A 21,312-nucleotide genomic window follows, 5' to 3' on the forward strand; every position below is an offset into this window, starting at 1 on the left:
TAATTCTTTATTAAATTTTAAGCTTAACAATACCAATACTCCAACATGGTATTCTAAGCGATAATTATAACACATTTAATTAAATTTATTTTTAAAATACTTTTCCATCAAAAATCTTTTCAATAAAAAATATTTTATTATAAATTTATTTTTTATTTTTTTCATTGTATATATCATATAATTATATTTTAATCGATATAGTTTTATTTCTCGATGTAATTTATATACGATTAATTTACCAATCATTATTTTTAAAAAAACATACAAATACAATTCAATATTCTTTTTATGATGATTTAAAAATTCTAGTAAAATTCCAATAACCATTTTTTCATCTTGTAAGTTTTTTTCAATTTTGACAATATCATTAGTCCCAACAGAACTATTGTCATTTTCACAATAATAATAAATATTTTTTGCACTAGTAGTAATTTTTCCACAATTTAAAATAATAAAAAAATAAATTAATGCATCTTCTGCCATAATTAATCTAGTATTTAATATCTCTTTTTCTAAAAAAGAAAAAGATGCTAAATATATTTCTGTTTTAATAAGTTTAGAACAAAGATTCCAATAACAGATATTTTTATTTTGAATTATGATATTCTCACAATATTCAAAAATAGTAAAAGTTTGATCTTGTAAAAAATTTCCCCTATTTATAACCCCTGAAATTCTTTTATATATAAAATCAAACCATATAAAATCACTTTCTTTTTCAGTGTTTAAAATTCTCACACACTCTTCACAAGCATTAAGTTCTAAATAATCATCAGGGTCTAAAAACATAATATACCCCCCCCCGCCAGCTGCCTTAACTCCTTCATATCTAGCTCTTAAAAGACCTAAATTTTTTTCATTGTGAATTATTTTTATTCTTTCATCTTTTTTGGCATATTCTTTAGCTATATCTATACTTTTATCACTCCCACAATCATCCACTACAATTATTTCTATATCTTTAAAAGTTTGATTGATACAACTTTCTAAAGCTTTGGCTATATATTTTTCTACATTAAAAGTTGGCAAGATGATTGAAATTTTAGGCATTGTTTTTCTTAAAAATCTTTTTTGGGTGGCGAAAATAAAATCTTATTTTATTTTTTATATTAATAAAAGGAAGGAATTTATCATAATGTTTATCGCAAAAACTAAGATTATAATTTAATTTAAGACATAAATCAAGGATATTGTGCTTTTGAAGTAAAAATCCATAAATACACGATTTATAAAAATGATTTTTATTCATTTTATAAATTCTCCACATTTCAGAAAATAAATGCAAACAAAGTCTGTTTTCATCGAAAATTTTTTTATCTATAAAATCTCTAGTATTACCACAAGAAATTTGACAAGTATCTTTATAGTCTAGAGCATGTTTTTCTAAATCATATTCTTTAACCCATTTAGCTAAAAACCAAGGACCTATAATACCCCAAGGAATTATTTTGTTATCATCAACAATCTTTTTTGCTTCATCTATAATTAATTTTCCAAATTCACTTTGTTTTGGGAATTTAAGGAGTGAAGTTGTGATTCTAGCTTTGCTTGGATCATCATCAATTTCTTTAGAAAAAATATATTCTTTTTTATCATAATCATAATGGTTTAAACACACCATATCAAGATCCACCCATACCCCCCCCCCTGAGATAAAGTAGATTAAACCTAAAAAAATCTGAAAAAGCAGCTACTCCAGCTCCCCTATCATCGCTAAAATATTCTTCAAAAGGTATGATTTCATTTGCATCTTTAAGTATAAAATTATCAAACAGCTCTTGGAATTTTAAAAAAATTTTATCTTCTAAATTATAAGTATATAGATGGAATTTATACCCATGATCAAGCCAAGATTTAATCGTAAGAATTTCCATTAAACCTATACCCTTATAGCCTTTAGGAGTATACCAAAAACTTGAAATTTCAGTCATTGTTAGCCTTTTAATATTAAAAATATAAAAACTTAATTATATAAAATCTAATCTTAAATTCTATTTTTTAAATCCATCTCTTCTTTCTTTAAAACCTCAAATAGCTTTTGATGAAAGGTATCATTTTCAAAGTCTAAAGAAAGCTTTCTTATAAGTTCATTACTTTTCTTTTTATCATAATAATTTTGATTTAAAATTTCTTTATTTTTATTCTCATATCTTCCATTTGGATTAAATTCATAATGATAAATGCAAGTTTTAAAAACAGCTATTTTCTCACAAAACATAAAATAAACATAACAAAAAAGCACATCTTCGCCATAACTTAAACGCTCATCTATTTTAATTTTCTCAAAACTTTTTAAGATGATATCTTTTCTAAAGCACTTCGCCCAAACCGACCAGCAAAAATGCCTTTGTTTACTTAAAAAATCTAAAAATTCCTTTTGATTAAAAACTTCATCTTGTTTAAAACGATAAAATTGTTTGGTTTTTACTCTATGCACAAAGGCATCAAAACAAAGCAAATCAAAACCTTTTTTCATCTCTTTAAATGTTATTTCACAAGCATCGAGTGTTAAAAAATCATCACTATCTAAAAACATTATAAAATCAGAACTAGAATGCAAAACCCCCAAATTTCTACTTGCAAAAGTGCCTAAATTTTCTTCATTTTGAAAGATTTTTATCCTTGGATCTTTTTTGGCAAATTCTAAAACCATATTTAAACTATTATCTTTACTTTTATTATCGATAATCAAAATTTCAATATCTTTTAAAGTCTGATTTATACAACTTTGTAAAGCTCTTGAGATAAAATCGCAAGAATTAAAAAGCGGGATTATGATAGAAAGTTGTGGCATATTTTTCCTAAATTTTGTTAAAATAATAAAAACAATTCTATCAAAGTTTAGGAAATTTATGAAAATTTTTATACACCTTCCCACTTGGCTAGGCGATGCGGTGATGGCTTCACCTGCTTTATACGTTATAAAAGAACATTTTAAAAATGCTCAATTTATCCTTTATGGATCTTTGGTTTCCACAGCACTTTTTAAAGAATTTCCTAATTCTAAAATCATCATAGAAAATAAACAATCCCGCTACAAACAAGCCCTATCTTTACGCAAAGAACTTGGTAAGATCGATTTTAGCTTTGCTTTTAGATCTGCGTTTTCTTCTAAGATTATCTTACATATTCTTAAAACAAAACAAAGATATTTTTTTGACAAAAACAAGCACAAAGAAGAACATCAAGTTTTAAAATACCTTTATTTTATAGAAAACTCACTTCACATAAAAGCTCACCTTAAAGACTTAAAACTTCCCTTTAAGCTAAAATTTCAAAGCCCTCTTGTCTTAAAAAATGGCAAAAAAATTCTAGGACTCAATCCTGGTGCAAGCTTTGGAAATGCAAAAAGATGGGATGCGAGTTATTTTGCTAAAGTGGCTTTAAATTTCAGCCAAAGTCATGAGATTTTAATCTTTGGCGCAGGAAAAGCCGAACAAGAACTTTGTAATGAAATTTATCAAATTTTAAAAGAACAAAACATAAAAGTAAAAAATCTTTGCAATAAAACTACCATCAAAACCCTTTGTCAAAATATCGCTTTTTGCGATCTTTTCATCACAAATGACAGTGGCCCTATGCACATAAGTGCAGTTTATAAGGTAAAAACCGTGGCTATTTTTGGCCCTACAAAATTTACTCAAACCTCACCTTGGCAAAATGAAAACGCAACATTAGTGCATTTAAATCTAGCTTGTATGCCTTGTATGCAAAAAACCTGCCCTTTAAAACACCACAAATGCATGAAAGATTTAAAGCCTGAAGTGATTGTAAAAGCGATTCAAAATTTAACTAATATCTAATTTTTTCTTAATGTAAAAAGTATAAGATAGTTTTAAAATATTTCTATAAAGTCTAAAAATTTCTCTAATAATTTTTCTGTAAAATTTAGCCTTCAAAAATAAACGTCTAGCTTGAGAAATTGAACTTTCTATTCTACAATCATGTTTTAATAATAAAGGCTTTTTAACTATATTTAACACATTATGTTTATAAAACATATCCATATAATCATCTACGGCATAGATCCAATTTTTAGCATATTTAAGAAATTTCATTGCAGCACTTACTTGCAGTACATAACCTTGAGTTCCAGCAAGCTTTTCAAAACTTAAATAATATCCACCCTCGCTCAAAAAATACAATCTTTTATCGAACAAATAACAAAGTCTTATATATTCATATTTGCTCTTTAATAGCTCATCTATATATTCTTGCCCCATTATTAAAAATTCATCGCTAAATTCTACATCATCTTCTAGGATGATTATAGGCTCATCAAGCTTCACACATTCTTGCCAAAGTTTATAATGACTAGCAAAACAAGCTTTTTCTCCATCAGAAAGCTCTCTGCCCAGCACCCAAGAACCCCACCAAGGAAAATGATCTTTAAATTCCAAATGTTCTTTATTTTTAGCATCAATAGCTTTAAAGAAAATAAATTCTAATTTATTTTTTAAACTAGGATTTTTTTCAAAAAGCTTTTGAATTTGTTTTTTCATATGCTCTTTTCTATCTAAAGAACGCTCTAAATTTATGATAAAAACTTTCATTAAAAACCCTCATCGATGATCTGACAAAGTGTGTGTATGATTAAAATGTGCATTTCTTGAATTCTAGCCGTATCATCGCTTGGCACAACAAGATTATGATCACAAAGCTTATTCATCATTCCACCGCCCTTTCCACTAAGCCCTAAACAAAGCATATTAAGTTCTTTTGCTTTTTTAAAAGCTTCTAAAACATTGAGACTTTTTCCACTGGTTGAAATGCCGATTAAAACATCATTTTCATTTCCTAAAGCCTCCACTTGTCTTGAAAAAACAAACTCAAAACCATAGTCATTTCCTATAGCACTAAGCGCTGAAGTATCGGTTGTAAGCGCTATACCTGCTAAAGCCTTGCGTTCTTTTTTATAACGCCCACTAAGTTCAGCTGCAAAATGCTGTGCATCAGCTGCACTTCCACCATTTCCGCAAATTAAAATTTTACCACCTTTTTTAAGACATTCACATAAAAGCTCGCCTATTTTAGCGATTTGTCCTTTTAAAATTTCACTTTCTTGAACGATTTTTTGATGTTCTTGCCATTCTTTTTCTACTAAATTTATCATTTTTTATCCTTAATCTTTTCTATAATCTTACTCGTACTAAATCCTTCTTCAAAATCGATTAATTCAACTCTTGAAATCAAATTTGAACCTACAACAAGCTTATCTTTATAATCAGCTCCTTTAACCAAAATATCAGGCTTTAAAAAGCTTATAAGTTCTAAAGGTGTGTCTTCATCAAAAATCACTACAAAATCTACAAAATAAAAAGCTGCCAACATACAAGCTCTTTGAAACTCTGAATTTACAGGACGACTCTCACCTTTGAGTCTTTTCACACTCGCATCTGAGTTCAAACCTACAATCAAAACATCGCCCAATCTTTTAGCTTTCTCAAGATATTTTATATGTCCAAAATGCACGATATCAAAACAACCATTTGTAAAAACAATCTTTTTATCATTTTGTTTTAAAAGCGTTAAAAGCTCTTCTTTATTTTTGATCTTTTTCTCAAAACTCATACTTTTAAAACTTCTAATCTCATCAAAACTCACACTCACACTACCTATTTTACTTACTACAACGGCTGCAGCTTCATTGGCAAGTTCACAAGCTTTAAAAATTTCAATTTCATTTGCCAAACAAAAAGCCAAAACGGCAATCACACTATCGCCCGCTCCTGTTACATCATAAACTTCTAAGGCTTTAGCAGGTGCGATTTTTAAACCCTCATTAAAAAGCGCAATCCCCGCTTCTGAAAGAGTGATGATAGAATAACGCAAAGAAAAATCTTCTTTTAATTTTTTAATCCCTTTTTCTAAATTTTCACCCTCTAAATTTTCAAATTTCAAAGCCTCTAAAGCTTCTTTTTTATTAGGCGTGAGTAAGGTTGCACCGCTATATTTACTAAAATCACTGCCTTTAGGATCAACTAAAACAGGGATATTTAAAGCCTTAGCCTTTTCTATCACAGCCTTACAAACCTTAGGCGTTAAAATACCCTTAGCATAATCGCTTAAAACCACAGCCTTAAAGTCTTTAATCTTTTCATCAAACAAAGCTATAAGTTCATTTTCAAGCAAAATTGCACTTATGTCTTCTTCATCTAGTCTTAAAACCTGCTGATTATGTGCCATAATGCGATTTTTAAAAGGGGTTTTGCGTCCTTTTTGGATCAAAAATTCTCCTTTTAAATTTTCTTGTAAAAATTTCCCACTCTCATCATCACCCACAACACCAAGCGCAAAAACATCAGCCCCTAAACTTTTTAAATTTGCATAAACATTCGCAGCCCCGCCTAATCTTTTATCTTCCTTAAGAGTTTTAGCTACCAAAACAGGGGCTTCAGGACTGATACGCGAACAATCACACCAAGTATAATTATCCACCATAAAATCCCCTATAATCAAAATTTTAGGTTTTTGCTGGCTTAAAAACTCAAGCATTTACTTCCTTTTCAAAAAGTCTTTTTATCTCATCTAAATAATCTTTAATCCCCTCTTCAAGACTAAATTTTGGTTGATAATCCCAAGTTTGATCTAGTTTTGCTTCAGTATGGAATTGATAAGATTTTGCATAAGGATTTGGGATATATTCACAAGGCAAATCAGTCTTTAACTCTTTTTGCAAAATATCGACTATATCTTGAAAGGTTCTTGCTTTACCACTGCCTACATTATAAACCCCGCATTTTGAATCAAGGGCGATTAAATTGGCATTAATAACATCTTTAATATAAGTAAAATCTCTATAAATTTGATCACTTCTTTCAAACAAGCGTGGATTTTTTCCTGCTAAAATTTGATGGCCAAATTGTAAAACCATAGAAGCGGTTTTGTCTTTATAAAATTCGCCTTTTCCATAAACATTAAAATATCTAAGTCCTACCAAATGAGCTTTATCGTAATATTTTTTCGCTAACTTATCCATCATCAATTTTGAAAAAGCATAAGGATTTTTTGGTCCTTCATCCTTACCTACAGTTTGTGGACTTTTTGCATCACCATAAACCGAAGCTGAACTTGCATAAATAAGCTTTGCATTAAGATCTATGCTAAGTTCTATAAAATCTTTAAAAGTATTTAAATTGGTTTGCAAAACCTTAGTTTGATCAAAAACCGTAGTGTCTGAAATTGCTGCTTGATGAAAAATAATCTCTGGCTTAAAATCTTCAATCTTTTTTAAAACTTTTTCATCGTTAATATCGCCTGCAAAAAGTTCTCCATCAAATTCAAGTAAATTTTTAAAATGTCCAAAACTTTGTAAATTTCCATTTTCAAAAGTCGCACTGCTACGCATTTTATCAATGATTAAAATTTCATGTTTTTCTTGCAAATTTAAAGCCAGTTGCGAACCTATAAATCCTGCACCACCTGTGATTGCTACTCTCATTTAAATGTCCTTTTCTTTAAAAAAACTCAAAATTTCTTTTAAATTTTTAAATTGTCTAAAAAAATCGCCTTCTTTTTTTTCTTCATTTACCAAAATCAAAGTGCCAATATTAGCATTTAACCCTGCTTGCATATCGCTTAGATTATCTCCGATAAAAATAGAATTTTTCATATCTAAATTAAACTCATCTTTTGCTTTTAAAAGCATTCCTGCTTTAGGTTTGCGACATTCACAACCTTCTAAATGCGGACAATGATAAATTTTATCAATTTTTATACCTTGTTTAGTAAATTCTTTAAGCATATAATCACAAAGCTTAAAAAAATCACTTTCCTTATAATATCCTCTTGCAATGCCTGATTGATTTGTCGCTATAAAAAGCAAATATTTTTTAGCTAAAAAATATCTACAAAGTTCAAAAATTCCATCACAAAATTCAAAATCTTCTATTTTATAGACATATTTTTTATCTATATTAATCACACCGTCTCTATCTAAAAATAATGCTTTTGTTTTCATAAAAAACATTATAATATAGCTTTTTTGAAAAGAAAATAAACATTATCTTTATTTTCTTAAGATTTTTATAAAAATAAAGATATATAATATCTGGCAATCTAATTTTTACTGAGGAGAAATCAAATGAAAAAATTATTAGTAGTTTCTGCTTTGGCATGTCTTGGTGTTTCTGCTTTTGCTGCAGATGGTGCTACACTTTTTAAAAAATGTGCAGTATGCCATGGTGCAAATGCTGACAAAGTTTACTTAAACAAAGTTCCAGCTTTAAAAACTCTTTCTTCTGCTGAAAGACTTCAATACATGAAAGAATATTCAGAAGGCAAAAGAAATGCTTATGGTCAAGGTGCGATCATGAAACTTAACCTTAAAGGTTTAACTGAAGAAGATTTTAAAGCTATTGAAGCTCATATTGAAACTTTAAAATAATTTCTAAAAAAGGCTTTCCTTTTTAAGAAAGCCTTTTTTTATCCAAAGCTTCTTTTTTACGCCTTTCTAATTCTATAGCATCACGCAAAGAATCCTCATCATCATTTAAAGTAGTAAATTTATAATCATCATCAAATTGCTTATTTTTAATCCCCCAAAGCAAAGTTGCCAAAATGATAAAAAACGCTAAGATAGAAACTCCTATCATCATCATGATTATACTATTCATTCTTTGATCCTTAAAGCATTTAAAACGACTATTATACTACTAAAAGACATAGAAATAGCAGCAAATAAAGGATTTATCATACCCAAAAAAGCCAAAGGTATGGTACAAGCATTATAAAACAAAGAAAAAGCAAGATTTTGCTTGATAATTTTAAAGGTATTTTTAGATAATTTGATAGCTTTTTTTAAAGAAAGTAAGTCATTTTTCAAAAGCAAAACATCACTACTCTCGATGGCTAGATCACTTCCTTCTCTTAAAGTCATCGAAACACTTGCATATTTTAAAGCTAGTGCGTCATTTACCCCATCACCTACAAATAAAACTTTGTAATTTTTACTTAATTTTTCTATAGTTTTCATCTTATCTTCAGGCAAACAAGAAACTTGATAATTTTGAATTTCTAACTTTTTAGCGATTTTTTCCACTGCTTTTTGATGATCGCCACTGAGTATCATTAATTCTTTCTTTTCTTTTTTAAGATAAGCGATAAGCTCTTTTGCACCTTCTCTTAAAACACTATCAAACTCAAAAAAAGCTAAAATTTTACCTTCCTTGGCAAAAATAAAATGCGTATTATCAAATTCTTTAGCCACAATACCCTTTTCTTGCAAAAATTTAGAACTTCCGCCTAAAAGCAACCCTTCATTTAACTCAGCACTTAAACCTTTAGCTTGAATACTCGAATGCTTTTTAAAATCCAAATTTAAATCCTTAGCTCCTTTTTGCTTTAAATATAACACAATATTTTGAGAGATAGGATGTTTAGAAAGTTTTACAAAATTATAAAGCTCGTTTAAATCAAGCGCTTTATCTAAAAAAACCTCTTTAAGTTCAAGCTCTATTTTGGTTAAAATACCCGTTTTATCAAACACCACACAATCACATTTGCTTAAATCTTCTATCACGCTAGAACTTTTAAATAAAATATGCTTTTTTAAAGCCCTACCTAAAGCCACAAGATTGCTCACTGGCGTTGCTAAAGCCAAAGCACAAGGACAAGCGATAATCAAAACTGCAATCGCATTGACTAAAGAAATTTCGAAACTCTCTTCTTTATAAAAAAACCAAAAAGCAAAACAAATAAAAGCGATCAATAAAACCGTTCTAGAAAAATAAGCCAAAAGACTATTGACCAAACTTTCAAGTTTTGCTTTTTTAGAACTTGCAAGTTCTAAAAGCTGGATAATTTGACTGAGTTTTGAATCCTTGTAAAGCTTTGTTGCTTCATACTCCACACTTCCATCAAGCACTATACAAGCTGAAAAAATTTCATCTTCTTTTTGTATGAGTTTTGGGGTATTTTCTCCATTTAAAGAAGAAGTATCCACACTCATTTCACCACTTTTACAAATCCCATCGATTAAAATTTTATCTCCAGTTTTAAGCAAAATTCTATCCCCTAAACAAACCTTTTGAACTTCTTTAGGAGCAAATTCTTTACCATTGAAAACTAAAACTTCATTTTGTAAAAAATCATTAAGCCCATCTATGGTATCTAAAGCACGCTTTTTGCTAAACATCTCAAGATATTTACCTATAAAAACAAAGCAAATTATCATCGCCACAGAGTCAAAATACACTTCCCCTACCCTAAAAAACATGGCCCATAAAGAATAAACATAAGCCAAACTCGCTCCGCTAATCACCAATACATCCATATTTAAACTATGCATTTTTAAAGTTTTAAAAGCACTTTTATAAAAATGAGATCCCGTATAAAAAAGCACAGGAGAACAAAGGATAAATTCAGCAAAATTTAAAATATCCTTAGTGTCCTTATCCATACCGCTAAAAAATCCTGCGTATTTTGCCACTGCTATCCACATGATATTCATCACACAAGCTATAGCCACAACAAGCTTAGAATAAAATTCCCTTTTTAGTAAATCCGCTTTTTTTGAAGCCTTGCTCGCATCATAAGCACTCGCTTTATAGCCTATGCTTTCAATAAGTCTTAAAATTTGCACCAAAGAAATACTTTGCTCATCAAAAACAATGCGTGCTTTATGGTTTAAATGATTAATATCAAGTTCTAAAATTCCTTCTTGTTTGGTTAAAATTTTCTCATTAAGCCACACACAAGCTGCACATTCTATACCGTGTATCATGAGATAAATTTCACTAAATCCTTCTTTGGTTTTAGTGATAAACTCATCATAATTTTTCATTTCATTTTGAAAATTTACAGAGCTTAAAGTTTGATTTCCAAGCTTTTCATAAAACTCATCTAATCCACTTTCATGCAAAATTTCCCAAACGCTCTCACAACCTTTACAACAAAAAAATTTACCCTTATACTCTATCATTTGGGCTTGTTTATAATCAAGTTTGCAATGTTCACATTTCATAATCATTCTTTAAAAAAATATTTTTTATAATTATAAACAAATTTGACAAAAAGTGCATTTTTTTATTAAAATCACATTTTACAAAAATTATTCTGCTAAATCTTACGAGGACTTATGGAAAAAGAAAAAAAACAACATCAAAGAACCCACGTTCCAGTGGAAGGTTATAAAATCGAAGAATTAAAATTATTAGATTTAGAAAATCTAGTTAAAATCGCCAATGAATGTGAAATCGAAAACCCAAGAGAATTTCGCCGCCAAGAACTTATTTTTGAAATTTTAAAAGCACAAACAAAAAAAGGCGGTTTTATACTTTTTACAGGGATTTTAGAAATTTCTTCCGAAGGTTATGGCTTTTTAAGAGGTATGGACTCTAATCTTAGCGATAGTGTTAATGACGCTTATGTTTCAAATTCACAAATTAAAAAATTTGCTCTGCGTGTAGGCGATATCGTTACAGGACAAGTTAGAGAACCAAAAGATCAAGAAAAATACTACGCTCTTTTAAAAATCGAAGCGATCAATTATCTGCCTTTACAAGAAGCCAAAGAAAGACCTTTGTTTGATAACTTAACCCCTATTTTTCCAACAGAAAAAATCAAACTCGAATACGATGCAATGAAGCTTACAGGTCGTGTTTTGGATCTTTTTACTCCTATAGGAAAAGGACAACGCGGGCTTATCGTTGCTCCACCACGCACAGGTAAAACAGAGCTTATGAAAGAACTTGCTACTGCTATTGCAAAAAACCACCCAGAAATGCATTTAATCGTACTTTTAGTCGATGAAAGGCCTGAAGAAGTTACCGATATGCAAAGATGTGTAAAAGGCGAAGTTTTTAGTTCTACTTTTGATTTACCTGCTTATAATCATGTGCGTGTAGCTGAACTCGTGATAGAAAAAGCCAAAAGAATGGTAGAAACAGGCAAAGATGTTATCATCTTGCTTGATAGTATCACAAGACTGGCACGTGCTTATAACACCGCAACTCCAAGCAGCGGAAAAGTCCTAAGCGGCGGGGTGGATGCTAATGCCCTACACAAACCAAAACGCTTCTTTGGTGCAGCTAGAAATATAGAAAATGGAGGCTCTTTAACTATAGTTGCTACAGCTTTAATTGATACAGGTTCAAGAATGGATGATGTGATTTTTGAAGAATTTAAAGGCACAGGAAATAGCGAAATAGTTCTTGATAGAAATATCGCCGATAGAAGAATTTATCCTGCGATTAATATCATCAAATCAGGAACAAGAAAAGAAGAATTACTCCAAGGCGTAGCAAATCTTCAAAAAATTTGGGCGATCCGTTCAGCGATTTCTCAAATGGATGATGTTGAAGCGTTGAAATTTTTATATTCTAAAATGCTTAAAACCAAAGACAATGTAGAACTTTTATCTATAATGAACGAGTAAAAAATGCTTCAAGCTTTAGCGATTAAATACAGACCAAAAACTTTTGATGAACTTATAGGACAAAAGACAGTTAGCGTAAGTTTAAAATACGCCCTAAATCATAATCGCTTAGCTCATGCTTATCTTTTTTCAGGACTTAGAGGAAGTGGAAAAACTTCAAGTGCTAGAATTTTTTCTCGTGCTTTAGTTTGCGAACAAGGACCAAGTGATACTCCATGTGGCACTTGCAAACACTGTCTTGCAGCACTTGAAGGCAAACATATAGACATTATAGAAATGGATGCTGCAAGCAACCGTGGGCTTGAAGATATACAAGCCTTAATCGAACAAACCAAATACACCCCTTCTATGGCAAGATTTAAAATTTTCATCATTGATGAAGTACATATGCTTACCCCACAGGCTGCAAATGCACTTTTAAAAACCTTAGAAGAACCCCCAAGTTATGTTAAATTTATACTTGCAACCACAGATCCTTTAAAACTCCCAGCTACCGTGCTTTCAAGAACGCAACATTTTCGCTTTAAACAAATTCCCCAGAGTGAAATTTTAAATCATCTTAAAGAAATTTTACTTAAAGAAAATGTTAAATTTGAAGAAGAAGCTTTAAAATTTATAGCAAGAAGTGGCAACGGATCTTTAAGAGATACTTTAACCTTGCTTGATCAAGCCATTATTTTTTGTCAAAATGAAATCAGCATTAGTAAAACTACAGATATGCTAGGATTTTTAGATCCTGAAAAAATCAAAGCCTTTTATCAGGCTATTTTAACAAAAGACAAAGAAAAAGTTTTTGCATACTTAGAAGAACTACAAGACTATGAAGCCTCAAGCGTGATCGATGAAATGCTTTTTTATTTAAAAGAAAGTTTTTTTGCAAAAAGTACAGAATTTTCTACTTTAATTTATGAAAGATTTTTCCGTATTTTATCAAAAGCTAAAAATATGCTTTGCGATGATGATGGCTTTACGATTTGTGTTATGGCTTTTATGATGATGGAAGCAAGCCATTTAAAAGAAATTGATGCACAAATCCAAGAAATCAAACAAGAAAATACAACAAATATTACACCTAGGATCACACCTTCTCCTATCATACCTAATCTTGAGAAAAAAATAGAAAAAAATGCTTATGAAATCTTGCTTGATAGTATTTATGATAGGGATTTTGATCTTGCAGAATGCTTTAAACAAAGCACGAAATTTATTAGTTTTGAAAACAATACCTTAAATATAAGCTCAAATGCACAAGGACAAAATCGCGATACACTCAATAAAGGCTTTAAACTCATACAAGAACTTTTTAAAGCTAAATTTGGAGAAAATGCTAAAATTAATGTGCAAAAAGCACTAACAATTGATGAAAATAAGCTTCAATCCTTAACTCAAGAATTACCAAACAATGAAAATAAAAACATAGATATTCAAAGTTCTATTAATATGCTTAAAGAAGGAGCCAAAAAATTTGACCCACAAGAAGATCTTAAAGAGGCTCTTAAAGATTGTTTTGGAGAGCCTAGTATAGAAAATTAATCATCATTTTTAAGAGAGATGAAAATCAAAGCTAAAAACATATAAGTTACCAATCTTGTAGCATCAGCTAAACCGTTCCAAACCTTGCTCATCCACATTCCAAACCATTCTGCAGCAACTACTTGGAAGGCAAAAAACCATAAAATACAACAACAAGTTAAAGAAATAATCCCAAAAATCTTAGCATTATGAAAGCTTTGAGCATCTAAATTTCTAGCTTTAAACATATCATAAGCACCTTTTAGAGCTGTTAAGGTAATAAAAGTTTCAAAAAGAATAATTGCTATATAGCCTATATGATGAATCACAGGAGAAGTAATAGCCCTATAAACTATAGCATTACCTAAATAATCAGGCTTTGTATCCATACTCATCACATGCGAAACAAATTGGAAATTAGAATTGTAATCTGTCACATTTCCAAAAACCACTATACCTGCTAACGATGCAACGGTAAGCAAAATAATAATTTTTGAAAATCTAATCATTTTGCTTATGCAAAAACATTTTTGTTGCATTTATACTCTTTTAATAATATATTTTAGTAATATTAATTATATATAATATATTATTAATAAAAATTAAATTTTTAAATTCTTTTAAGTCTTAAAGAATTAAGCACTACAGTAATAGAACTAAAACACATTGCAAGTGCTGCTATATGAGGACTTAAAGCGATAAAAGGTACAAATCCTGCTGCGATGGGAATGCAAAGTACATTATAAATAAAAGCCCAAAAAAGATTTAGCTTAATAATACTGCGTGTTTTTTTAGCAAGCTTAAAGCATTTAAAAATAGCTGATAAATCATCTTTTATCAAGATAAAATCCCCTGTTTTTTTTGCAAGTTCATTTGCCTTTGAAAAACTTATACTCACACTTGCAGCAGATAAAGCCGCCGCATCATTGATCCCATCTCCTACAAAAAGAGTTTTTTCAAATTTTTGAATGATTTGTAGTTTTTCTTCACTCTTAAGTTGAGCATAAAATTCGTCTATTTGTAATTCTTTGGCTATTTTTTCTACATTTTTTACATGATCGCCGCTTAAAATAAAAGTTTTAAGATTTTGCTCTTTCAAATTTAACACAAGCTCTTTGGCTCCATCTTTTAAAGCATTGCTTAATAAAACACCGCCTAAACACTTTTTATTCTTAGCAAAATACACTCTAACATATTCTTTAAAAGAGTCAAAAAAGATATCACTTTCTTTTGTATCAATTTCATTTTCGTGCAAAAACTGCGCACTGCCTACGAGATAATTATCATTATCTTCTTTGTATTTTATGCCAGAACCCACAATCACTCTTCCCTCACCCTTTAAATCACAAATTTGATCTTTATGTAAAGCCTTAGCTATAGGATGAGAGCTTAAACTTTCAATTTGACATAATTTATCAAAATCATCTTTAGAAAGATTGTGTTTAAAAACACTCAATTTTTCCTTTGTTAATGTACCCGTTTTATCAAAAAAAGCATACTTAACTAAGGCTAATTTTTCTAAAGCAGCAGGATTTTTAATAAGAATGAAATTTTTTGCCGCATTTGTGCTTGCCACAACCAAAGCTATAGGTGTTGCAAGCCCTAAAGCACAAGGACAAGAGATCAAAAGCACAGCACAAGCGTGTAAAAAAGCCGTATTTAAATCTGTTTTTGCCGCCCAAAAAACAAAAACTAAAAAAGCAAAAAATATTATACCCCCTACAAAGTATTTAGAAATTTGATCTGCTAAATTTGCCAAAGGACTTTTGATATTTCCTGCTTCAAAAACTAGATTTTTGATTTGTTCTAAAGTACTATCCATAGCCTTTTTATTTGCCTTAATCCTTAAAGCACCATTTAAAACCACTCCTCCTGCTTGAACTTCATCGCCTTCTTTTTTTAAAACAGGTAAAAACTCCCCATTTAAAAAACTCATATCAAGCTCTGCACTTCCTAAAAGCACCACTCCATCTGCGACAATGCTTTCTCCTTCTTTTACCAAAAGCACATCACCACTTTTGACAAAAGAACTTGGAATTTCTTTGATACTTTCATCTTCAAGCAAAATTTTTGTCTTTTTTGTGTCTATATTTTCTAAAATTCTTTGATAATCTTGTGCTTTAAATTTGGCCTTACTTTCAAGATATTTTCCTAAAAGCACAAAAGAAATAATCATCATTGCACCGCTAAAATACAAATCTTCTTCTTTAAAAATTTGCAAATACACCAAAAAAGAATACACAAAAGCACTCAAAGTCCCTAAAGCTACAAGGGTATTCATATCTAAATTTTTGCTTTTAAGTCCCAAAAAAGCATGAGAAAAAAAGTCTCTCCCACAATAAAATATCCCAAAAAAACTCAAAGCCATTTGAATATTTTGCGAAAAAGAACTTCTAACAAACATTTCAAAATACATAATAATCACACTCAAAACTATACTTAAGAGCAAATTTTTTCTTAATTCTAAGTGTTTTTTTGCCTTGTATGCGTTCAAGCTTTGTTCATCTTCTAAAATTTCAAAGCCTAAATTTTTAATTTTTGTGATGATATCTTTATGTTTTTCTTGATCTTCAAGTAAAAAAACCCCGCTAGAATTCACATAAGAAACGCTAGCATCTTTAACACCATCAATTTTTTTACAAGCTTTTTCTATAGCATTAGAACAATTAACGCAAGTCATTTTGCCTATTTTTATACGCAATTCTTCCATTATAAACGCTCTACGATCTCAAAACCTAAATCTTGAAATTCTTTTGTAAAATTTGATACTTGATTTTCTTCTAAATTTAAACTTAAAATTTTTTGCTCCAAATCCACTTCTATATTTCCAAATTCATATTCAAGAGAATTTTTGATCAAATTTACGCAATTCATGCAATTAACATTTTTTACTTTAAATTTCATTTTCACTCCTTATAGGTTGTATAGTAATGTGCCCGATTTCAAATTCATGTAGTAACTTATGGGATAAATCCTGAGATAGTTTTTCAAATTCCTTTAGATCGTAAACTTTCACTTTTAAATGCATGGAAGCTACTAGCATTTTATTAGTGATTTGAGTGATATGCAAATCCACCACCTCATCCACGCTAGGATTTAAAAGCAAAACTTGTCTTACTTTTTCTATATCCACAGGAGAACTTTCAAGCAAGACATTAGCGCTTTGTTTAAGTAAGATAATCGCCCATCTTAAAAGCAAGATTGATAATACAATAGCTAAAATCGTATCTATATAAACAATACCGCTAAAATATACTACTATCCCACCTATAATAACCGCTAAAGAACCCAATAAATCACTCATCATATGCAAAAAAGCAGACTTCATATTGACATTTTCTAAATTTGCACCCTTAAACATCATCAAAGCATTAATCCCATTTACCAAAAAGCCTAAAATAGCTACAATTATCATGGTTTTAGCGTCAATTTCTTTTGGATTAATAAATTTTTCTATAGCTTCATAAATGATAAATAAAGCCGATAAAATAATGGTTAGAGCATTGATAAAAGCCACTAAAACTTCAAGACGAAAATACCCAAAGGTCTTTTGATGATCTTGCCATTTTTCTACAGCTATAATGGCTAAAAAACTAAGAGCTAAGGCAAAAACATCAGAAAACATATGCAAAGTATCGCTTAAAAGTGCTAAAGAATTTGAAAGGATTGAATAAATAAATTGCACAAGCATCATAGAAAAAGTCATTAAAAGAGAAATTTTTAAAATCTTTTTATCCACACTCCTTGCATCAGCATGGGAATGATGATGTTCATGAGAATGTTCTTCGTGATTATGATGACAAGATTTGTTAGCTAAAGGCTCGTGTGATAAAAATTTATACATCTTATATCCTTTTTTGCTTGACATTTTAAGATATTAAGCTAAAAAGGATATAAATATTTGTTATTTTTATAAAAATTAAAAGTCAAAAAGCTCGCCTAGCCAACTTTCTTTCTTTTTCTTTTTATAATAGTCATTGTGCTGATGATAAGCTGAGTCATTATATCTTGACTCTTGTCTTGGAGCTTGGTTAAAATTTGCTGTATTAGGGACACTGCGTTCTATGATTTTGTCAAGTTCTCCACGATCAAGCCAAACGCCACGACACTTTGGACAATAATCAATCTCAACTCCACTCCTATCACTCATAACCAAATCTACATTACAAACTGGACATAACATACAATACCTTTTTTTTAAATTTTTGATTTAAAATTATAAAAAGAAATATTAAACAAATTTACAACAAGTTTTAATGTTTTTTTGCATGTCTAGTCATCATAAAACTTTGTTCAAAAAATATAAGCAAAGTAACACTCACTCCTATAGCTAGAGCCAAAGTCACAGAAACAGTTGTAAAAAAATAATCAAAAAATTGAACCAAAAATTCAGACTTAGCCTTCAAATCATCACTGCGTATAAAAGAAATAAGATACAAAATTGCTTTATAAGCATAAATTCCAGGTATCATAGGAATAAGAGCAGGGAAAGCGATAATTTCAGCAGGGGTTTTGATAATTTTTGCTAAAGCAATTCCTAAACATCCTATGCAAAATGAAGCAACAAAAGTTGCAATTGCTAAAGTTTGAAAATGAAAATATTCCACCAAGGTAAAACGAAGCCCATGTGCAATTGCCGCTAAAAGAGCAGATAAAATAAGGGTTTTTAAAGGTGGATTACAAGCATAAGCAAACCCAAATCCCGCCACAGCAGCAAAAAACATATCTCTTAAAATAAATTCAATCATCTTAAAATCCCAAAATCCGAAATACTAAGCGTCATGTAAATTCCAAGTGCTATACAACAAATCAAAATAGCCACGCTGATAATACGGCTAAGCCCCATTAAAATATGATCTTTTAATATATCAATCACAGAATTTATAAAAAATACCCCTGGTATAAGATACAAGATACTAGAACCCAAAGCCACATCAGAAGTATTAGTATATCCCATATCCAGTCCAAAAAATACAAACCACGATGAGATAAAAGAACAAAGGATGTATTGAATTCTTAAATCAATCTTTGCTTTAGTTAAAATATATCTTAACAACAATCCCACAAAAGTTGCAAAAAATACTAAATTTCCAGCACCAAAATCACCACCAAAAAGCCTACAAAAAGCTGAATTTGCCATAGAAACAAATAAAAGATTAAGCAAATAAGAATGCTTTTTTTGTTGAGAAATTTGCTCAAAAACAACTTTTACTTTTTCAAGATCGTATTTGTGATCATATATAGCCCAGCTTAAAGCACTTAAATCAAAAATAAGCTTAAAATTAACATGGGCATGATGATTAGGTATAACATAAGTTCTTTGAATGGAGTTATCATCCATATCCACAACATTTAAAGTAATATGATGAAAAAAGAAATTGATATTTATCTCATAGCCATAAACCTCAGCTATTCTTCCTACGCATTTTGCCACCCTAGCTGTATAAGTTCCAGCACCTAGTAAAGTTTTAGTATATACGATTAAAAAATTAGTTAATCTTTGTATATCAGGTTTTTCCATATTTTAATAATCTTTGATTGAATTTGTTATAATTATAGCAAATTTTAAAATAAATAAGGAGAAAAAATGGCAAAAATCGGTATAGTTGGTTTAGGTTATGTAGGAGCTGCTAATGCTTATAGCATAGTTACTCAAGGAATTTGCTCAGAACTTTATTTATATGATATAAAACAAGATTTAGCTCTAGCTCATGCAAGAGATTTGGAAGATATGTCAGCCATTCATTTTTCTTATACAAAAATTTTTCATGTGCCAAATTTAGAAAATTTAGCTTCTTGCGATATTATCATTTTAGCTTTTAGAAAAGAAAGCTTAAAAGAATTACCTAGTCGCTTAGTAGAACTTCAAAACAATATCCTCGAACTTAAAGACATTGTCTTAACCTTAAAAAATGCTAATTTTAAAGGCAAATACATTGTCGCAACAAATCCAAATGACACCATAACTTACTACACTCAAGTATTAAGCCAATTACCTAAAAATCATGTTTTTGGTAGTGGAACAAATTTAGATAGTTCAAGACTTAAGAAATTTTTAGCCAAAGATTTAAACATAAATTCAAAAGATATTTTTGCTTGTATGATTGGTGAACATGGAGATTCTCAGTTTGCAGCACTTTCTAATGCAAGCGTTTTAGGACAAAATTTATTAGATTTTTATAAGCAAAAATTAGGCAAAGATTTAGACATACAAGAACTCGAAAAAGCCGTGATTAGCGAGGGATATTTCATCTATGAACGCAAAGGAAGAACAGAATTTGGCATAGGAACTTCTTGTGTAAATTTGGCCAAAGCCATCCTAGAAGATAGAAAAAGTTTACATCCTGTAAGTGTGGTTTTTGATGATATAGCTTTTTCAATGCCCGCTATCATAGGAAAAGATGGTATAGAAAAGGTTTTTGAATTAAAATTCAATGAAAAAGAAAAAATAAAATTAGAAAATTCAAAACAACAAATCAAAAACGCCATACAAAGCGTAAAAGATAAAATTTAAGCCTTTTTAAAAGGCTTTTTGATTTTGATATAAATTAAACTTGCTAAAATCACAAAAACAATTATAATGATTAAAATTTGAGTTAAATAAGTTTTAATCAACTCTTCATTTTGTCCTATATAATAACCCAAAAATACAAGTATAGCCACCCAAATAGCACTACCAAGTGCAGTAAAAAGTATAAAATTTACAAGTTTCATTTTTACCAAACCTGCAGGCATAGAAATATACTGACGAATCCCTGGCAAAAGACGACAAGTAAAGGTTGAAAATTCCCCATGTTTGTTAAAAAATTCTTCAAATTTAGCAAATTTGACTTCGTTTATACCAAAATACTTACCCCATTTTAATACAAAATTTTTACCCCAAAAAAAGCAAATATAATAATTAATCAAAGCCCCTAAAACAGAACCTAAAGTCCCACTAAGTATACAAAGAGTGATATCAAGTTCGCCTTTATGTGCCAAATATCCAGCAGGTATCATAACAACTTCACTTGGAAAAGGTATAAAACAACTCTCTAAGGTCATTAAGATAATAATACCCAAATACCCCCAAGCACTAGCCGTCTCAACAATAAAAGAAATGATTTCTTGCATATTAGCCTTATTTGAAGAAAATTTTAAAAAATTGTAGCTTAAAAGATTAAACAGTAAAAAGCGGTTTTATACCGCTTTTTTTATTTACCTGCAACTGAAACTTGATTTGGATTGTCCGCTGCACGAGCGATCATACACTCTTTTAAAACAGCAGCATCAGCTGGATCGCTAACTTTTTTATTAATCCAGCGTTCAACTTGTTTCATTGTTTTTGACTCTGGCTCTGGAGCTTCGTATTTTGCCATCAAACTTGCACAATCAGCCAAAGCAATGATAGGTAATAAACTTGCAAAAAGTATTTTTCTCATCTT

The 21,312-nt window shown here is 30.0% G+C and carries 22 protein-coding genes and 2 pseudogenes; 5 read left to right on the forward strand and 19 right to left on the reverse strand.

All coding sequences use genetic code 11. The annotated features are described in order from the left end of the window. Positions 1 to 75: 75 nt before the first annotated feature. From FBF22_RS05540 to FBF22_RS05550, 3 genes and pseudogenes are all read right to left on the reverse strand, one after another. Complete coding sequence (locus FBF22_RS05540; protein WP_100614661.1) at positions 76 to 1,050, reverse strand: glycosyltransferase family 2 protein; 975 nt, start codon at positions 1,048 to 1,050, stop codon at positions 76 to 78. After that, positions 1,043 to 1,931 (reverse strand): annotated as a pseudogene (locus tag FBF22_RS05545) (glycosyltransferase). Before FBF22_RS05545 ends, FBF22_RS05540 begins: the two are co-directional and overlap by 8 nt. A gap of 53 nt (positions 1,932 to 1,984) precedes the next feature. After that, entirely contained in the window at positions 1,985 to 2,794 is an 810-nt protein-coding gene (locus tag FBF22_RS05550) for a glycosyltransferase family 2 protein (RefSeq protein WP_002884487.1), read from the reverse strand. A 58-nt stretch (positions 2,795 to 2,852) separates the two neighbouring features. Here FBF22_RS05550 and waaF point away from each other — a divergent pair, with 58 nt between their 5' ends. After that, entirely contained in the window at positions 2,853 to 3,803 is a 951-nt protein-coding gene (waaF, locus tag FBF22_RS05555) for a lipopolysaccharide heptosyltransferase II (protein WP_002884485.1), read from the forward strand. On the opposite strand, the gene FBF22_RS05560 is transcribed toward waaF, so the two are convergent. The 5 genes and pseudogenes from FBF22_RS05560 to gmhB all read right to left on the reverse strand — a co-directional run bounded on the left by FBF22_RS05560 (position 3,789) and on the right by gmhB (position 8,003). Further along, positions 3,789 to 4,553, reverse strand: coding sequence for a glycosyltransferase family 25 protein (locus FBF22_RS05560; RefSeq protein ID WP_002884483.1), 765 nt, complete (start codon positions 4,551 to 4,553; stop codon positions 3,789 to 3,791). The two genes, waaF and FBF22_RS05560, sit on opposite strands and share 15 nt — an antisense overlap. Next, on the reverse strand, positions 4,553 to 5,113 hold the full coding sequence (gmhA, locus tag FBF22_RS05565) for a D-sedoheptulose 7-phosphate isomerase (protein WP_002869619.1): 561 nt from the start codon (positions 5,111 to 5,113) through the stop codon (positions 4,553 to 4,555). Before gmhA ends, FBF22_RS05560 begins: the two co-directional genes overlap by 1 nt. Beyond that, entirely contained in the window at positions 5,110 to 6,495 is a 1,386-nt protein-coding gene (gene rfaE1, locus FBF22_RS05570; RefSeq protein ID WP_002884480.1) for a D-glycero-beta-D-manno-heptose-7-phosphate kinase, read from the reverse strand. The genes gmhA and rfaE1 overlap by 4 nt, the downstream gene beginning before the upstream one ends. Further along, positions 6,488 to 7,441, reverse strand: a complete 954-nt coding sequence (rfaD, locus tag FBF22_RS05575; protein WP_052777643.1) for an ADP-glyceromanno-heptose 6-epimerase — start codon at positions 7,439 to 7,441, stop codon at positions 6,488 to 6,490. The genes rfaE1 and rfaD overlap by 8 nt, the downstream gene beginning before the upstream one ends. After that, positions 7,442 to 8,003, reverse strand: a pseudogene (gmhB, locus tag FBF22_RS05580) (D-glycero-alpha-D-manno-heptose-1,7-bisphosphate 7-phosphatase). An 80-nt stretch (positions 8,004 to 8,083) separates the two neighbouring features. On the opposite strand from gmhB, the gene FBF22_RS05585 reads away from it, so the two are divergent. Beyond that, complete coding sequence (locus tag FBF22_RS05585) at positions 8,084 to 8,386, forward strand: cytochrome c (protein WP_002852762.1); 303 nt, start codon at positions 8,084 to 8,086, stop codon at positions 8,384 to 8,386. Between the two features lie 22 nt (positions 8,387 to 8,408). On the opposite strand, the gene ccoS is transcribed toward FBF22_RS05585, so the two are convergent. Next, positions 8,409 to 8,615, reverse strand: coding sequence for a cbb3-type cytochrome oxidase assembly protein CcoS (gene ccoS / locus FBF22_RS05590; protein WP_002852798.1), 207 nt, complete (start codon positions 8,613 to 8,615; stop codon positions 8,409 to 8,411). After that, a complete protein-coding gene (locus FBF22_RS05595; protein WP_165433220.1) occupies positions 8,612 to 10,969 on the reverse strand; it encodes a heavy metal translocating P-type ATPase in 2,358 nt (785 codons plus the stop codon). The genes ccoS and FBF22_RS05595 overlap by 4 nt, the downstream gene beginning before the upstream one ends. Before the next feature lie 108 nt (positions 10,970 to 11,077). Between FBF22_RS05595 and rho the strand changes: the two genes are divergently transcribed. Together rho and FBF22_RS05605 are read left to right on the forward strand one after the other, a co-directional pair. After that, positions 11,078 to 12,376, forward strand: coding sequence for a transcription termination factor Rho (gene rho, locus FBF22_RS05600; protein WP_002852852.1), 1,299 nt, complete (start codon positions 11,078 to 11,080; stop codon positions 12,374 to 12,376). 3 nt (positions 12,377 to 12,379) lie between these two features. Then, the gene (locus FBF22_RS05605) at positions 12,380 to 13,909 is read left to right on the forward strand and encodes a DNA polymerase III subunit gamma/tau (RefSeq protein WP_002860245.1); all 1,530 of its coding nucleotides are present in this window, start codon (positions 12,380 to 12,382) and stop codon (positions 13,907 to 13,909) included. Here FBF22_RS05605 and FBF22_RS05610 read toward each other — a convergent pair. The 7 genes from FBF22_RS05610 to FBF22_RS05640 form a co-directional block, all read right to left on the reverse strand. Next, entirely contained in the window at positions 13,906 to 14,427 is a 522-nt protein-coding gene (locus FBF22_RS05610; protein WP_002884471.1) for a DUF2165 family protein, read from the reverse strand. The two genes, FBF22_RS05605 and FBF22_RS05610, sit on opposite strands and share 4 nt — an antisense overlap. 71 nt (positions 14,428 to 14,498) lie before the next feature. After that, on the reverse strand, positions 14,499 to 16,598 hold the full coding sequence (copA, locus tag FBF22_RS05615; protein WP_002884469.1) for a copper-translocating P-type ATPase CopA: 2,100 nt from the start codon (positions 16,596 to 16,598) through the stop codon (positions 14,499 to 14,501). After that, positions 16,598 to 16,792 carry a hypothetical protein gene (locus FBF22_RS05620; protein WP_002859258.1) on the reverse strand — a complete coding sequence of 65 codons (195 nt, stop codon included), beginning with the start codon at positions 16,790 to 16,792 and terminating at the stop codon, positions 16,598 to 16,600. The genes copA and FBF22_RS05620 overlap by 1 nt, the downstream gene beginning before the upstream one ends. Next, positions 16,782 to 17,732 carry a CDF family cation-efflux transporter CzcD gene (gene czcD / locus FBF22_RS05625; protein WP_002884449.1) on the reverse strand — a complete coding sequence of 317 codons (951 nt, stop codon included), beginning with the start codon at positions 17,730 to 17,732 and terminating at the stop codon, positions 16,782 to 16,784. Before czcD ends, FBF22_RS05620 begins: the two co-directional genes overlap by 11 nt. 75 nt (positions 17,733 to 17,807) lie before the next feature. Beyond that, positions 17,808 to 18,071, reverse strand: coding sequence for a zf-TFIIB domain-containing protein (locus tag FBF22_RS05630; RefSeq protein WP_002831611.1), 264 nt, complete (start codon positions 18,069 to 18,071; stop codon positions 17,808 to 17,810). A gap of 70 nt (positions 18,072 to 18,141) precedes the next feature. Continuing rightward, positions 18,142 to 18,636 carry a threonine/serine exporter family protein gene (locus FBF22_RS05635; RefSeq protein ID WP_002853757.1) on the reverse strand — a complete coding sequence of 165 codons (495 nt, stop codon included), beginning with the start codon at positions 18,634 to 18,636 and terminating at the stop codon, positions 18,142 to 18,144. Beyond that, complete coding sequence (locus FBF22_RS05640; protein ID WP_002884442.1) at positions 18,633 to 19,409, reverse strand: threonine/serine exporter ThrE family protein; 777 nt, start codon at positions 19,407 to 19,409, stop codon at positions 18,633 to 18,635. Before FBF22_RS05640 ends, FBF22_RS05635 begins: the two co-directional genes overlap by 4 nt. Positions 19,410 to 19,475: 66 nt before the next feature. On the opposite strand from FBF22_RS05640, the gene FBF22_RS05645 reads away from it, so the two are divergent. After that, complete coding sequence (locus FBF22_RS05645; protein ID WP_002884440.1) at positions 19,476 to 20,402, forward strand: L-lactate dehydrogenase; 927 nt, start codon at positions 19,476 to 19,478, stop codon at positions 20,400 to 20,402. Here the strand turns inward: FBF22_RS05645 and FBF22_RS05650 are convergent. Together FBF22_RS05650 and FBF22_RS05655 are read right to left on the reverse strand one after the other, a co-directional pair. Then, positions 20,399 to 21,001: a DedA family protein gene (locus FBF22_RS05650; protein WP_002822507.1), complete on the reverse strand. Its 603-nt coding sequence runs from the start codon at positions 20,999 to 21,001 to the stop codon at positions 20,399 to 20,401. The genes FBF22_RS05645 and FBF22_RS05650 overlap by 4 nt on opposite strands. Positions 21,002 to 21,081: 80 nt before the next feature. Continuing rightward, positions 21,082 to 21,309, reverse strand: a complete 228-nt coding sequence (locus FBF22_RS05655; protein WP_002822505.1) for a hypothetical protein — start codon at positions 21,307 to 21,309, stop codon at positions 21,082 to 21,084. Positions 21,310 to 21,312 lie beyond the last annotated feature (3 nt).

The organism is Campylobacter sp. CFSAN093260, from assembly GCF_012890095.1.
GTDB classification, from domain to species: domain Bacteria; phylum Campylobacterota; class Campylobacteria; order Campylobacterales; family Campylobacteraceae; genus Campylobacter_D; species Campylobacter_D jejuni.